The sequence below is a fragment of the Mesorhizobium sp. M1088 genome (assembly GCF_040318575.1).
GTDB lineage: Bacteria > Pseudomonadota > Alphaproteobacteria > Rhizobiales > Rhizobiaceae > Mesorhizobium.
Genome location: NZ_JAMYMO010000018.1, coordinates 22,388 through 35,785, shown reverse-complemented (window position 1 = coordinate 35,785; position 13,398 = coordinate 22,388). Strand labels below are relative to the sequence as shown.

The 13,398-nt window shown below is 62.6% G+C and carries 15 protein-coding genes and 1 pseudogene; 8 read left to right on the top strand and 8 right to left on the bottom strand.

The window, feature by feature from the left end:
* Positions 1-87: 87 nt before the first annotated feature.
* From NKH49_RS20385 to NKH49_RS20375, 3 genes are all read right to left on the bottom strand, one after another.
* Positions 88-747, bottom strand: a complete 660-nt coding sequence (locus NKH49_RS20385; protein WP_023678511.1) for a peroxiredoxin — start codon at positions 745-747, stop codon at positions 88-90.
* Between the two features lie 175 nt (positions 748-922).
* Positions 923-1,288: a cell division protein ZapA gene (locus NKH49_RS20380; RefSeq protein WP_254816554.1), complete on the bottom strand. Its 366-nt coding sequence runs from the start codon at positions 1,286-1,288 to the stop codon at positions 923-925.
* A gap of 4 nt (positions 1,289-1,292) precedes the next feature.
* Positions 1,293-1,565, bottom strand: coding sequence for a DUF4164 domain-containing protein (locus NKH49_RS20375; RefSeq protein WP_006200774.1), 273 nt, complete (start codon positions 1,563-1,565; stop codon positions 1,293-1,295).
* Between the two features lie 260 nt (positions 1,566-1,825).
* On the opposite strand from NKH49_RS20375, the gene tkt reads away from it, so the two are divergent.
* The 3 genes from tkt to NKH49_RS20360 all read left to right on the top strand — a co-directional run bounded on the left by tkt (position 1,826) and on the right by NKH49_RS20360 (position 7,093).
* Complete coding sequence (gene tkt / locus NKH49_RS20370) at positions 1,826-3,817, top strand: transketolase (protein WP_352613495.1); 1,992 nt, start codon at positions 1,826-1,828, stop codon at positions 3,815-3,817.
* 158 nt (positions 3,818-3,975) lie between these two features.
* The gene (gene gap / locus NKH49_RS20365; protein WP_352613493.1) at positions 3,976-4,986 is read left to right on the top strand and encodes a type I glyceraldehyde-3-phosphate dehydrogenase; all 1,011 of its coding nucleotides are present in this window, start codon (positions 3,976-3,978) and stop codon (positions 4,984-4,986) included.
* A gap of 217 nt (positions 4,987-5,203) precedes the next feature.
* The gene (locus NKH49_RS20360) at positions 5,204-7,093 is read left to right on the top strand and encodes a potassium/proton antiporter (protein WP_352613491.1); all 1,890 of its coding nucleotides are present in this window, start codon (positions 5,204-5,206) and stop codon (positions 7,091-7,093) included.
* 169 nt (positions 7,094-7,262) lie between these two features.
* Here the strand turns inward: NKH49_RS20360 and NKH49_RS20355 are convergent, their stop codons facing one another.
* Complete coding sequence (locus tag NKH49_RS20355; protein WP_352457948.1) at positions 7,263-8,180, bottom strand: polyprenyl synthetase family protein; 918 nt, start codon at positions 8,178-8,180, stop codon at positions 7,263-7,265.
* 79 nt (positions 8,181-8,259) lie between these two features.
* Between NKH49_RS20355 and NKH49_RS20350 the strand changes: the two genes are divergently transcribed.
* The 3 genes from NKH49_RS20350 to NKH49_RS20340 all read left to right on the top strand — a co-directional run bounded on the left by NKH49_RS20350 (position 8,260) and on the right by NKH49_RS20340 (position 9,941).
* Positions 8,260-9,018, top strand: coding sequence for a biosynthetic peptidoglycan transglycosylase (locus tag NKH49_RS20350; protein ID WP_352927538.1), 759 nt, complete (start codon positions 8,260-8,262; stop codon positions 9,016-9,018).
* 139 nt (positions 9,019-9,157) lie between these two features.
* Positions 9,158-9,340 carry a 50S ribosomal protein L32 gene (gene rpmF, locus NKH49_RS20345; RefSeq protein WP_006203806.1) on the top strand — a complete coding sequence of 61 codons (183 nt, stop codon included), beginning with the start codon at positions 9,158-9,160 and terminating at the stop codon, positions 9,338-9,340.
* Between the two features lie 199 nt (positions 9,341-9,539).
* Positions 9,540-9,941 (top strand): hypothetical protein, encoded by a 402-nt coding sequence (locus NKH49_RS20340; protein WP_023678503.1) that lies wholly within the window; start codon positions 9,540-9,542, stop codon positions 9,939-9,941.
* 10 nt (positions 9,942-9,951) lie between these two features.
* On the opposite strand, the pseudogene NKH49_RS20335 reads toward NKH49_RS20340, so the two are convergent.
* The 3 genes and pseudogenes from NKH49_RS20335 to NKH49_RS20325 all read right to left on the bottom strand — a co-directional run bounded on the left by NKH49_RS20335 (position 9,952) and on the right by NKH49_RS20325 (position 11,310).
* A pseudogene (locus NKH49_RS20335) lies at positions 9,952-10,382 on the bottom strand (GlcG/HbpS family heme-binding protein).
* 97 nt (positions 10,383-10,479) lie between these two features.
* Complete coding sequence (locus tag NKH49_RS20330; protein WP_023678501.1) at positions 10,480-10,710, bottom strand: hypothetical protein; 231 nt, start codon at positions 10,708-10,710, stop codon at positions 10,480-10,482.
* A gap of 75 nt (positions 10,711-10,785) precedes the next feature.
* Positions 10,786-11,310: a winged helix-turn-helix transcriptional regulator gene (locus tag NKH49_RS20325; protein ID WP_352451127.1), complete on the bottom strand. Its 525-nt coding sequence runs from the start codon at positions 11,308-11,310 to the stop codon at positions 10,786-10,788.
* 97 nt (positions 11,311-11,407) lie between these two features.
* Here NKH49_RS20325 and NKH49_RS20320 point away from each other — a divergent pair, with 97 nt between their 5' ends.
* Positions 11,408-12,259 (top strand): alpha/beta fold hydrolase, encoded by an 852-nt coding sequence (locus NKH49_RS20320; RefSeq protein WP_352613489.1) that lies wholly within the window; start codon positions 11,408-11,410, stop codon positions 12,257-12,259.
* 61 nt (positions 12,260-12,320) lie between these two features.
* Entirely contained in the window at positions 12,321-12,977 is a 657-nt protein-coding gene (locus NKH49_RS20315; protein ID WP_352613487.1) for a glutathione S-transferase family protein, read from the top strand.
* Between the two features lie 127 nt (positions 12,978-13,104).
* On the opposite strand, the gene NKH49_RS20310 is transcribed toward NKH49_RS20315, so the two are convergent.
* Positions 13,105-13,392 carry an ArsR/SmtB family transcription factor gene (locus tag NKH49_RS20310; protein WP_023678497.1) on the bottom strand — a complete coding sequence of 96 codons (288 nt, stop codon included), beginning with the start codon at positions 13,390-13,392 and terminating at the stop codon, positions 13,105-13,107.
* Between the last annotated feature and the right edge of the window lie 6 nt (positions 13,393-13,398).

The following is a 13,398-nucleotide window of genomic DNA, read 5'->3' as shown; positions in this document are numbered from 1 at the left end:
ATGGTTGTCCGTCAACCAGGCATCATCAAGCACCCCATGCTCACACGGCCAGGAAAACCGAAAACTCTCTGTGCCGCCTCTGCCTGCTCAGGCGGAAGGCTGCTTGGTTTTCCTGAGATATGGCAGGATCGTCTCATAGGCGCCGAAGCGCTTGATGGCATCCTCATTCGAGACGGCAGCGGTGATGATGACGTCCTCGCCCTGCTTCCAGTTCGCCGGCGTCGCCACCTGGTGCTTGGCGGTCAGCTGCATGGAATCGATGGCGCGCAGGATTTCGTCGAAGTTGCGGCCCGTCGTCATCGGGTAGGTGAGAACCAGCTTGATCTTCTTGTCGGGCCCGATGACGTAAACCGAACGCACCGTGGCATTGTCGGCGGGCGTGCGGCCTTCCGAGCTCTCGCCGGCACCCGCCGGCAGCATCTCGTAAAGCTTGGCGACCTTGAGATCCTTGTCGCCGATCAGCGGGTAGTTCACCGAATGACCGGTCGCGGTCTTGATGTCGTTCTGCCACTTTTCATGGCTTTGGACGGGATCGACCGAGATGCCGATGATCTTGACGTTGCGCTTCCTGAACTCGCCTTCGAGCCCGGCCATTGTGCCGAGTTCGGTCGTGCAAACCGGCGTAAAGTTCTTCGGATGGCTGAACAATACCGCCCAGCCGTCGCCGATCCATTCATGGAAGCTGATCGGTCCTTGCGTGGTCTCAGCGGTGAAGTCCGGTGCGATATCGTTGATGCGAAGGCTCATGACGTGTCCCTTACCCTGTGCGTGCAGATCGCAGCCGGCGTTGCCCGGCGCTGCTTTTGCCTTTCTATCACTCCGGCGTCATCCTTCAAACGCCTGTTGCGCCGGCATCAAGGCCGGCGGCGAAATATTTTCATTGCTTCTCGGCAAATGCAGCAGGAATTTTCGCTGCGCTGGTTCAGGCCTTGTTCACTGCCAGTGTCGTCGCCAGGTCTTCCATGCGCTGGGCCAGTGCGCCGAGCGCCCCGGTCAGCACGGAATCGTTCTTGTCGGCCTTGGTCAGTGCGTCGTCGCGCGTCTTGCGCAGCGTCAGCACTTCGCTTTCCATGCCCTTGACCCGCTTCTGCAGTTCCGAAAGCTCGTCCATGACCATGATGCCGGCCATCACGGTCAGCCGCTGGTCGCCGATCTCGCCAAAAGAATCCTTCAGATGCGAGACATAGCGGTCGAAGCGCTCGGCAAGATCGATCAGATGCTCTTCCTGGCCCTCGTCGCAGGCCATCCGATACTGCTTGCCGTCGATGGAAACCGTGACTTGTGCCATTGGCCTACCTGTCCAGTACCGCGCGGATGGTTTCCATAGCTGTCACCAGCCTTCGCGACACTTCCTTGTTGGCATCTTCCAGCCGTTCGGCGCGGGCCTCGGAATTGTCGAGCTCCTGCGCCAGCCGCGAGCGGTCGGCGTTCATCCGCTGCACTTCGGCCTCGGCTTCCGAATAGTCCCGCTCATGCTCAAGCTTGGCCGCGACGGCGTTTTCCAGCCCTTCGATGGCCTTACCCAGCCTGGCAATGACTTCCTTGAGGGTCGTTTCCCCGGTCATGGCTTTCGTCCTGCGCCCTGCCCATCACCGAATCATCCACGTTCAGAACGCGTTATCCCTGAAACATTACGCGTCGTGTGAACCGCACGTCAATAAAGCTGTCGCGACTGTCCCCTGCTAACGCTAATGTAAGTCGCGCACGGCCATCACAAGACCGGCAAAAGCACACCGATTTGTTGACTAAAAGGCCGCGCCTGCTATGTGTCGCGCACCCTTTTCAAGGGCTTTCCCAAGGCCCAAACCCCCATTTTGGAGGAAGCATGACCTCGCGCGAACAACATGACCGGATGGCCAATGCGATCCGTTTTCTCGCCATGGACGCCGTCGAGAAGGCAAATTCCGGCCACCCCGGACTGCCCATGGGCTGCGCCGACATCGCCACGGTGCTGTTCACCCGCTTTCTCAAATACGATCCGAAAAACCCGCATTGGCCGGACCGCGACCGCTTTATCCTGTCGGCCGGCCACGGATCGATGCTGCTTTACTCGCTGCTCTATCTGACGGGCTACGAAGACATCACCATCGACCAGATCAAGCAGTTCCGCCAATTGGGGTCGAGGACGGCGGGCCACCCGGAATACGGCCATGCCGCGGGCATTGAGACGACGACCGGCCCACTCGGCCAGGGCCTTGCCAATTCGGTCGGCTTCGCGCTCGGCGAGCGCATCATGAATGCCGCTTTCGGCAAAGATCTCGTCGACCACTACACCTATGTGCTGGCCGGCGACGGCTGCCTGATGGAAGGCGTATCCCAGGAAGCCATCGCGCTTGCCGGGCATCTGAAACTGAACAAGCTGATCGTCTTCTGGGACAACAACAACATCTCGATCGATGGCCCGGTGTCGCTCGCCGATAACACCGATCAGGTCGCCCGCTTCCAGGCGTCCGGCTGGAATGCCAGCCATATCGACGGCCAGGACCCGGAAGCGATCGCCTATGCCATCGAAGCCGCCCGCCACTCCGACAAGCCGACGATGATCGCCTGCAAGACGACCATCGGCTTCGGCGCGCCGACCAAGGCCGGCACCAACAAGGCGCATGGCTCGCCGCTCGGCGCCGAGGAAATCGCTGGCGCCAGAAAATTCTTCGGCTGGGATTATCCGCCCTTCGAGGTTCCGGCCGATATCCTCGACGCATGGCGTACCGCCGGGCGGACAGGCGTCAAGGCGCGCACCGACTGGGAAAGCCGCCTTGCCAAGGCTGATGCCAAATTGCGCAGCGAGTTCGAACGCCGCATCAGTGGCACGCTGCCGGCCAACTTCGACGCCGTCATTGGCGATTACAAGAAGAAGCTCGCCGCCGACAAGCCGAAGGTCGCCACCCGTAAGTCATCGGAAATGGCGCTGGAGGTCATCAACGGCGCCGTGCCCGAAACCATCGGCGGCTCGGCCGATTTGACCGGCTCCAACAACACCAAGACCAGCCAGACCAAGAACATCACCGCCGACGATTACGGCCAGCGCTACGTTCATTACGGCGTTCGCGAGCACGGCATGGCGGCCGCGCTCAACGGGCTGACATTGCATGGCGGCATTATCGCCTATGGCGGCACTTTCATGTGCTTTTCCGACTATGCCCGTCCGGCGATGCGGCTTGCTTCGCTGATGGGCATCCGCTCGATCTTCGTCATGACTCATGATTCCATCGGCCTTGGCGAAGACGGCCCGACCCATCAGCCGGTCGAGCATCTGGCAGCACTTCGCGCCATTCCGAACCACAATGTCTTCCGCCCCGCCGATGCGGTGGAAACCGCGGAATGCTGGCAGTTGGCCATTGAGTCGGAAAAGACGCCTTCGACATTGGCGCTGACCCGGCAGAACCTGCCGACGGTACGCAACGACTTCGTTGCGGAAAACCTCTCCAGCCGCGGCGCCTATGAACTTGCCGCCGCCAGTGGCGAGGCGGCGGTGACGATCTTCGCGTCGGGCTCCGAGGTCGAGATCGCGCTGGCCGCCCGCGAGGCCTTGGAAAAGCACGGCCACGCGACCCGCGTCGTCTCGGTGCCGTGTTTCGAATTGTTCGACAAGCAGAGCGCCGACTATCGCAGCAGGACGATCGGCAATGCGCCGCTCAAGATTGCCATCGAAGCCGGCATCCGTCAGGGCTGGGATCACTTCATCGGCACCGACGGCATCTTTGTCGGCATGACCGGCTTCGGCGCCTCCGGCACCATCGAACAGCTCTACCCGCATTTCGGCATCACAGCCGAGGCAACGGTGAAGGCGGCGGAAGCCCGTCTGCATGGCAAATGAAAGTGAGCCCCGCCCGGCAAAGGCTGGCATAGCGGTTTTGCCGGGCGGTGGAGCACTAATCGATTTAAATCCACGCCTCGGCGGCTGGATTCTTTGCCCGTCCGCCGTTATGAAGCTGCGGACTTGATCTTCGGCCTCCAACTCCCAGGGAGAGAACAATGACCGTCAGAGTTGCCATCAACGGATTCGGCCGCATCGGCCGCAACATCCTGCGCGCCATCCATGAATCCGGCCGCAAGGATATCGACGTCGTCGCGGTCAACGATCTCGGCCCGGTCGAGACCAACGCGCATCTGCTGCGCTTCGACAGCGTGCATGGCCGCTTTCCGCATGAGGTGACGGTTGACGGCGACCAGATCATCGTCGGCAAGGAGAAATTCAAGGTCACCGCGATCAAGGATCCGACGCAACTGCCCTGGAAGGAGCTTGGCATCGACATCGCGCTCGAATGCACCGGTATCTTCACCGCCCGCGACAAGGCCGTCGCCCATCTGACCGCCGGTGCCAAGCGCGTTCTCGTCTCCGCTCCGGCGGAGGGCGCCGATCTCACCGTCGTCTATGGCATCAATCACGACAAGCTGACCAAGGACCACATCGTCATCTCAAACGCCTCCTGCACCACCAACTGCCTGGCGCCGCTGGCGGCCGTGCTGAATGAGGCGGTCGGCATCGAGAAGGGCATGATGACGACGATCCATTCCTACACCGGCGACCAGCCGACGCTGGACACCATGCACAAGGACCTCTACCGCGCCCGCGCCGCCGCGCTGTCGCAGATTCCGACCTCGACCGGTGCTGCCAAGGCCATCGGCCTGGTACTGCCCGAACTCAAGGGCAAGCTCGACGGCATCTCCATCCGCGTGCCGACCCCGAACGTCTCGCTCGTCGATTTCAAGTTTATCGCCCAGCGGCCGACCACCGTCCAGGAGATCAATGACGCGGTGATCGCCGCCTCGAACGGCAAGCTGACGGGCATCCTCGCCGTTACTCGTCACCCCAATGTTTCGATCGACTTCAACCATGATCCGCATTCCTCGATCGTGGCGCTCGACCAGACCAAGGTCATGGACGGCAACTTCGTTTCGGTGCTGTCGTGGTACGACAATGAGTGGGGCTTTTCCAACCGCATGGGCGATACCGCCGTCGCCTTCGGCAAGACCATCGCCTGATCGCAGAGCCAGCTCCTTGACCTGGAGACGCCCGGCTCAGTCCGGGCGTTTTTCATTGCAGCACGAACCGCCGAGGCACGCTCCGCTGCTCGGGGGTGCCAAAACTTTCGACGATCGGCAGCGTGGGGCAAAAAGCCACGCTGCTGCCTTGCAGCGGCCATGTCTTCGCCCCACTCTCCCGTGATGCCGGAGCATATCGACTAGGGGCGACCAACGAATGGAGCATGGTATCTATCTTGTGACGCTCGTTGGCGCAGCACTTGTCGTTGCCGCCGCGTTTTCAAGCCTGATCGCCTTCCGTTTTGGCGCCCCTCTCCTGCTGCTGTTTCTCTGCATCGGCCTCGCCACCGGAACCGACGGTCTCGGCATCCATTTCGACAATGCCCGAGTTGCTTATTTTGCCGGCTCATTGGCGCTGGCGGTCATCCTTTTCGATTCCGGCTTCGGCACGCCGCTCAACGCCTTGCGGCAGGCGGCCGGGCCGGCGCTGTCGCTGGCCACATTCGGCGTCCTTTTGACCACCGGGCTCTTCGGCGCCGCCGCCTATTATCTGCTCGACCTGACCTGGCTGGAATCCTTCCTGCTCGGTGCCGCCGTCGCCTCGACCGACGCCGCGGCGGTGTTCTTCCTGCTGCGCGCCGGCGAGATCAATTTGCGCGAGCGCGTGCGGTCCACGCTCGAGGTGGAATCCGGCACAAATGACCCGATCGCCATCTTCCTGACCATCACGCTGGTCGAGGTCATCGCCGCCAATACCCACCCCGAGGCCAAGGTGCTGGTCACCGATCTTGCCGTCGGCTTCCTCGTCAATATGGGGCTCGGCGCGGTCATCGGCATTCTCGGCGGCATGGCCATCGTGCGCCTTGTCGATCGCCTCAATCTCGATCACGGCCTGCTGCCGATCTTCGTGCTGACGCTGTCGCTTATGGTGTTCGCTGCCGCCGGTGCCGTCGGCGGCTCCGGCTTCCTGGCGGTCTATCTCGCAGGCCTGATTGCCGGCAATTCCGATATCCGGGCCGTCACCATCCTCAAGCGCTTCCAGGACGGCATGTCGTGGCTGGCGCAGATCATCATGTTCCTGATCCTCGGCCTGTTCGCGACGCCTTCGCAATTTCCGGCGATCCTGGTGCCGGCAGTGCTGCTCGGCCTGTTCCTGGTATTTGTGGCACGGCCAATCGCCGTCTGGCTCTGCCTGGTGCCGTTCCGTCTGCCACGCCCGGAAGTCGCCTTCGTCTCGTGGGTTGGCCTGCGTGGTGCCGTGTCGATCCTGCTTGCCATCACGCCGCTGCTCGGCGGTCTTGAGAACGGCCGCCTCATCTTCAACACTGCTTTCATCATCGTGCTGGTCTCGCTGATCATCCAGGGATGGACCGTCGGGCCGCTGGCGCGCCGTCTCGGCCTTATCGTGCCGGCCCGCCTGGGACCGCTCGACAAGGTCGAATTGGAACTGCCGGGCTCCGCCCATCATGAGCTTCTCGCCTACCGCGTGGCACCTGGCAGCCCGGTGGCGCGCGGCGAACGCATTCCGCGCTGGGCGCGGCCGTCGCTGGTGCTGCGCGACGGACGCTCGATGCGCTTCCAGGATATGGGCCGGCTCGCGACCGGCGACCATGTCTACATCTTCGTGCCGGACCGCTATCCGCGCCTGCTCGACAAGCTGTTCGCCAGCCGTGCCGTGGTCGATCCCGAGGACGCGGATTTCTTCGGGGCCTTCGCCGTCGATCCGTCACGCCCCGCCGAGGAACTGGAGACCGCCTACGCGCCGGGCCTGACCGAAGCGGAACGCAAGCTCAGCATTGGCGACCTGGTCACTACCCGGCTCGGCGGCCACGCCGAATACGCCGACCGCGTGCTGCTCGGTCCGATCGAGCTGATCGTCCGCGACGTCGACGACAAGGGCAGGATCACCGGCCTTGGCCTGTCCTTTGAGCCGACCGCGCCGGTGGCGCGCGTTCCGGTGTTCCTCAGCGCCGGCGAAATCCGCGACCGCATCGCCGCCTTCATCCGCAACCGGCGCAAGCCGGCCGAGGCGCAGGCGGTCGAGGCGGCGGCCGAGATGGAACCGGTTCCGCAGCCCGTGGTGGAAAAGACAACTGGCGAAGGCTGACCGCTGTCCACCCGAGCCGCGGAACCCTGCCGCGAGGCTGACGAATGGCTCGGCAACTGGTGTGGCGGGTCCATGTGGTCCGACATCGCCGGAAATGATCCCGATCGGCCGGTTGCGAGGGCGTCCGGCCGATCAGTCGCCAATTCTCCGGCGCGCCATAGGGGCGCGCTTAATTGTTGCGGGCCGCTACGAACTGCGCCGCTTGTTTCAGAAGCGCAGCTTGCTCGCCAAAAGGTTCGAGCAACGCATGAGCCTGGTCAACGAGGCCATGGAGCTGGCCCCGCGCCCAGTCCGGTCCGTGCAGCGCGACCAGCGTCGCCTTGCCGGCCGCGGCATCCTTGCCGGTCGCCTTGCCCATCTGATGCGCGTCGGCGGTCAGGTCGAGCAGATCGTCGGCAAGCTGAAAGGCAAGCCCGATCGCCGAGCCGAACTCGGCCAGCCGTTCGCGGTCGCCCGACGGCGCGCCGGCAAGGATAGCGCCCGCTTCGCAGGCAAAGCGGATCAGCGCACCGGTTTTCATCGCCTGAAGCCGGATGATGCCGGCCTCGTCCGGCCGGCTTTGTTCGGCTTCGAGATCGAGCATCTGGCCGCCGACCATGCTTCCCGCCCCGGCGGCGCGGGCCAGTGCCAGCACCAGCGTTGCCCTGCGCTCGGCCGGCAGCATTGTCGCCTCGTCGGCAAGGATGTCGAAGGCAAGTGTCAGCAAGGCGTCGCCCGCAAGAATGGCGGTCGCCTCATCGAAAGCCCTGTGCACGGTCGGCTGGCCGCGGCGCAAATCATCGTCGTCCATGGCCGGCAGATCGTCATGGATGAGCGAATAGCAGTGCACGCATTCGAGCGCCGCCGCGACGCGCAGCGCCGCCTCGCCGTCGGCTGAAAACAGTGCAGCACTTTCCATGACCAGGAAGGGACGCAGTCGTTTGCCGCCGTTCAGCACGCCATGTCGCATTGCCGCCATCAGGCGTTCGGGCCGCGCGACCTCGCCCGAAAGCGTCCGTCCGTCGAGCAACCGCCTCAGCAGCGCCTCGAGCGGAACTGCCCGGGCAATAAGTGCAGCTTCGAACGCCATTTGGTCGTCTTTCGTCATGGTCGGGAGCGGTAGCCGACACTCAGACGTTGCGCAAGAAGCCAAGCGCCATTATGCCGGGGGCAGGGAGTAGCGCGGACTGGGTGGCTTGGCGGAACCGATCGTCGATCACGAAACCGAAGGGTTGGACATGGCGAGACCGAGACGCGGCAGCCGCATCGGTCTTCAACGCTGGGTCCGGCGCGGCATCGCCGTCGCCGTCGTGCTGGCGCTGGTGCCGGTGGTGCTGACCTTCCTGTACCTGCCGACATTCGTGCATCCGGTGTCGACATTGATGCTGAAGGACCTGGCGACGTTTTCTGGCTACGATCGGCGCTGGGTTTCCATCGACGATGTGGCGCCGGTGCTGGCATATTCGGTCATCATGTCGGAGGACGGGCAGTTCTGTTTCCATCGCGGCGTCGATCTGGGCGAGTTGCGCGGCGTCGTCGACGATGCGCTCGCCGGCGAGATGACACGTGGCGCCTCGACCATCACCATGCAGACGGTAAAGAATCTTTATCTATGGTCGCGGCCGGTGGGCTCGGTCCGTAAGGTCGTGGAACTGCCGCTGGCCGTCTATTTCGATGCGGTGCTGTCGAAACGGCGGATCATGGAGATCTACCTCAACATCGCCGAATGGGGACCGGGCATCTACGGTATCGAGGCCGCCGCCCAGCATCATTTCGGCGTCTCGGCAAAACAGCTGTCGCGCCGGCAGGCAGCGCTGCTTGCCGTCACCTTGCCGAATCCGATCGTGCGCAATCCGGCGAAGCCCGGGCCGGGACTGAGGCGGCTTGCCGCGTTGATCGAACGGCGCGCCGGCCGCGCCGGCGCCTATGTCGGTTGCCTGCGATAGTGTCAAAAAAAAACACGGCGACGCTGGCCAAAACGCCGTCGGGCGTGTATAGGCACCCGACTTTCTCAGATTCCGGCCCCTGATGTGGCCCTTTCACGAGGGCCGCCGGGGCGTTTTGACCATGTAGTGGAGCATATCCATGGCCGTTCCGAAACGAAAAACCTCTCCGTCGAAGCGCGGCATGCGCCGTTCTGCCGACGCACTGAAGGCCCCGACCTATGTCGAGGACAAGAACTCCGGCGAGATGCGCCGTCCGCACCATATCGACCTGAAGACCGGCATGTATCGCGGTCGCCAGGTTCTGGAGCCGAAGGAAAGCTGAGAGAGCTTTCGACGGTTTATGGGTTGCGAAACGGCCGGCCATTGGCCGGTCTTTTTGCGTTTGCGACAACTGATCGTATCAGCCGGGCCTGACATTGTTGTTTCACGCCGTCTTTGTCCGTGTTTATCGGCCGCACGAAAATTCTTGACGGCGAACGCCGGGCGCACTCTACAAAGATCAGTCCAACCGGAGCCGCCACATGTTCGGTGCCATCCCGCTGCTGATCGTGCCTTTCATCCTCTACAATCTCGGGCTTCTGGGAATATTCGGCAGCGGCGACGATCCGTGGGCCACCGAAATGTTTTCGGTCCGGATGATGTCGGGTGGCGTGTTCTCGATGACCCTCGGCGACCTCATCGTGCTGATCGCACTGATCTTCTTGTTCGTCGAAGTGGTGAAGTCGACGCGCACGACAAATGCCTCGATCATGGACCATCTTTTGTCGACCTTCGTCTTTGTGGCCTATCTGGTCGAGTTCCTGCTGGTGAAGGGCGCCGCCCATTCCGTTTTCTTCACACTGATGGTCATAGCGCTGATCGACGTGCTGGCCGGCTTTTCGGTGTCGATGCGGTCGGCCACCCGCGACATCAATATGAGTTAAGGATCCCGACTCAGCCCGGGTCAGCGGAGAAGCCAGCCGCCTCGACACCGGCGATGGCTGCCGTTTCATCATTGTCGGACGTGTCGCCGGAAATACCGATGGCGCCGATGATCGTGCCGGCGTTGTCACGGATCAGCACGCCGCCGACGACCGGCAGGACGCGCCCGCCCGACACGTCGGAGACGCCGGCGATCAGATGCGGGCGCTCCTTGGCGAAAGCTTCCACCCGGCGCGAGCCCATTCCGATAGCGAGCGCGCCATAGGCCTTGCCGGCCGACATTTGCGGACGCAGGAACGAGGCGCCGTCCTGACGCTGGAACGCGACCAGATGGGCGCCGGCGTCGAGCCCGAGACGCCAAGCGGCCTGAGCTTGAGCTCGGCACCCTTGGCAAAGGCGGCGGCGATGATTTCAAGGGCTTTGTCGAGCGTCAGTGCGGTCATGGCCGTCTCCTAAACGCGCCAGTTATCAACCGGCAGAACAGACTCCGAGTGAACTGTTTCGCGTGCGAAAGGAAGCATGCATTCTGGGAGCGCCGGCCTATTTCTTCTTGGCGCGAGGCTTCTTCACCGGGGCCGGAGGCGCATTGGCCAGGTCTTCCGCTTCCTTGGCGAGGCGCAGCGCCCGCAGCTTGTTGGTCTTGGCTTGGCGAGCGTCGCTCTCGGCGACATATTCCGCCATCGCCTTCTGGCGAACCGTGGCTGCCTCTTCCTGTTTCTTGAAACGCAAATCGGCCCGCGCACGGGCAGTGTCCTTAGAGTTCTCGACCAAGAGCGTTATCCAATCCGTAAATTATCTTCAGTCCCTTGATAGCAGAGCCAGCCCGCAATTGGGAAAATAAGTTGGTCATGGCGCCGGATCGCAGCCAACTCGCTCCGCCTTGCGGGCGACTACCGCATCGTATCCGGCCTGCAAAGTCGCGCGGACGGTGGGTCCAGATGGGGCGGGAGACGCACCCAGATGCTCGTGGCGCAACTCGTTCATGAACTTATCCCACATCGGCGGGCCGCCTTTTTCCAGAAGCTCGGCACGGATAGAGAGCTCTTCGCTGACCGGCAGCCAGACGCGGCCCCAGGCGCCGAGATGCGCCAGGATCGGCACCAGCGTAATCGCCATTTCGGTCAGGCTGTAGATCGCCTTTTGCTTGTGGGAGGGATCGTCCGCCTTGGTCAGCATGCCGAGCTCCATCAGCCGCTTCAGCCGGTCGGCGAGGATGTTGGAGGCGATGCCCTCCATCGAGCCGTTGAGCAGTTCGCGAAAGTGGCGTCTGCCGCCGAAGATGATGTCGCGAAGGATGATCAGGCTCCACCGGTCACCGAACACTTCGAGCGACAGGTTGATGGGGCATCCGGACCGACGATCGATGTTCATGCGAATCTCCAAAAACCGGTTGCATTATCGTATCGGTTTTAATATCGTGCAACTGATTGCAAAATGCAATCGGATTGGAAGCCCAAGGAGGAAATCCATGAAAAACGCCGAACACCCCGAAATCGCATCCCAGACGTTCGGCGATCCGGCCCATCCGGCGGTGTTGTTGATCATGGGCGCGATGGCTTCCATGCTTTGGTGGCCCGAAGCGTTTTGCCGGAAGCTGGCCGGCGAGGGTCGCTTCGTGATCCGCTATGACAATCGCGATACCGGCCGTTCGACCAAATACGCGCCGGGCGAGCCGCCTTATACATTCGACGACATGGTGGACGATGCCGTCCGCGTCCTTGACGACCAGGGAATCCGAAAGGCGCACGTGGTCGGCATGTCGATGGGCGGCATGATCGCGCAGCTCGTTGCGTTGAAATACCCGTCGCGTGTCACTTCGCTGACGGTGATCAGCAGCTCGCCCTTGGGCATCGATACGTCGCATTTGCCCGGAACCACCGAGGCCTATAGGAAACATTCGGCCGAAGGCGCGAAGGTCGACTGGTCTGACCGTGGCCAAGCGGTCGATTTCATGGTCAAAAACGCGCGTGCGCTCGCCGGCACCGCGCATCCGTTCGATGAGGCGCGGACGAGAGCGTTCGTGGAACAGGACTACGACCGGTCCGGCGGCTTTCTCAGCGCGACCAATCACTTCATGCTCAAGGGCGGCGAAGATCGGAGCGGCGAGGACTGGACGGGGCGACTGCACGAGATGAAGATTCCGCTCCTCGTTGTCCACGGCACCGACGATCCGATCTTTCCAGCCGAGCATGGCGCCGCTCTTGCCGACGCGGTCGCCGGTGCAAGACTGGTCCGGATCGAGGGCGGCGGCCACGAGCTGCATCCCGACGATTGGGCCGCGATCATCGATGCGATCGTCGCCCACAGCCGGGCCACGTAGCAGCGGGCCGAACCTTGACACCGGATGCCCGCGAGACGAAGCACCAAAGATAGGAGCAAAAATGTCCCTGACGATGCATCTTCATCCGCTGGCCTCCTTCTGCTGGAAACCGCTGATCGCGCTCTATGAGAACGGCACGCCATTCACATCGGTCGTTGTCGATCTCGGCAATGAACAGTCGCGCGCGGCGTTTCTGAAATTGTGGCCGCTCGGCAAGATGCCGGTGCTGCGCGATGAAGCGCTGGACCGGACCGTGCCGGAATCGACGATCGTCATCGAATATCTCAACGCGTATTATCCTGGGCCGGTCGAACTGATCCCCGCCGATCTCGATCTCGCTCGCCAGACCCGGCTTGCCGACCGCTTCTATGACTTCTATGTCCAGGAACCGATGCAGAAGATCGTTGGTGACCGGCTGCGGCCGGAGGGCAAGACCGATCCGTTCGGCGTCGAGCAGGCCCGCGCCCAGCTGCGCAGCTCCTACGCCATCATTGAACAGGACATGCAGTCGACGACATGGGCGGTGGGTGCGAGCTTCACCATGGCCGACTGCGCTGCCGCCCCCGCGCTGTTCTACGCCAACAAGGTCGAGCCGTTCGGAGACGAATATCCTGCGGTCAGGCGCTATCACGACCGGTTGCTGCAACGCCCCTCGGTTGCCCGTGTGATCGAGGAAGCGCAGCCGTATTTCAAGCTCTTCCCCTACAACAATGGCTAGAGTGGTTCATCATCCTCGCAAACGCACTACTCAGGGACAATCGGACCTGGACACCATCTCTCCCTTGACCAACACGGATACTCTAGGCCCGATGCTGCATAGTTGCTCGACGCGCTGACGATGCCTCTCAGCTTCCGGGTGAACCGAGCTGCTCCGCATCCCAGAACTGGTCAAGCCAGATGTTGAGCTTCAGGAAGCCGGCATTGCTGACCGTATAGACGCGCCTGGTGCCTTCCGGCTTGGCGTTGACCAACCCCGCATCAAGCAGCACCTTCAGGTGCTGCGAAACGGCCGGGCGGGACACCGGCAAGCCGGATGCCAATTCGTTGACGGTCTTCGGTCCGCGCCGGAGCTCTTCCAAGAGATGGCGCCGGTTGGGATCGGCAATCGCCATGAAGGCGTCGGAAAGCATCATGCCTTA

Coding starts and splice junctions, on each gene's coding strand:
- NKH49_RS20375 (WP_006200774.1), bottom strand. CDS start 1,565: ATGACCGGGGAAACGACCCTCAAGGAAGTCATTGCCAGGCTGGGTAAG.
- NKH49_RS20325 (WP_352451127.1), bottom strand. CDS start 11,310: ATGAACATCGATCGTCGGTCCGGATGCCCCATCAACCTGTCGCTCGAA.
- tkt (WP_352613495.1), top strand. CDS start 1,826: ATGACCTCGCGCGAACAACATGACCGGATGGCCAATGCGATCCGTTTT.
- gap (WP_352613493.1), top strand. CDS start 3,976: ATGACCGTCAGAGTTGCCATCAACGGATTCGGCCGCATCGGCCGCAAC.
- NKH49_RS20310 (WP_023678497.1), bottom strand. CDS start 13,392: ATGATGCTTTCCGACGCCTTCATGGCGATTGCCGATCCCAACCGGCGC.
- NKH49_RS20355 (WP_352457948.1), bottom strand. CDS start 8,180: ATGACGAAAGACGACCAAATGGCGTTCGAAGCTGCACTTATTGCCCGG.
- NKH49_RS20380 (WP_254816554.1), bottom strand. CDS start 1,288: ATGGCACAAGTCACGGTTTCCATCGACGGCAAGCAGTATCGGATGGCC.
- NKH49_RS20340 (WP_023678503.1), top strand. CDS start 9,540: ATGTTCGGTGCCATCCCGCTGCTGATCGTGCCTTTCATCCTCTACAAT.
- NKH49_RS20360 (WP_352613491.1), top strand. CDS start 5,204: ATGGAGCATGGTATCTATCTTGTGACGCTCGTTGGCGCAGCACTTGTC.
- NKH49_RS20320 (WP_352613489.1), top strand. CDS start 11,408: ATGAAAAACGCCGAACACCCCGAAATCGCATCCCAGACGTTCGGCGAT.
- rpmF (WP_006203806.1), top strand. CDS start 9,158: ATGGCCGTTCCGAAACGAAAAACCTCTCCGTCGAAGCGCGGCATGCGC.
- NKH49_RS20315 (WP_352613487.1), top strand. CDS start 12,321: ATGTCCCTGACGATGCATCTTCATCCGCTGGCCTCCTTCTGCTGGAAA.
- NKH49_RS20385 (WP_023678511.1), bottom strand. CDS start 747: ATGAGCCTTCGCATCAACGATATCGCACCGGACTTCACCGCTGAGACC.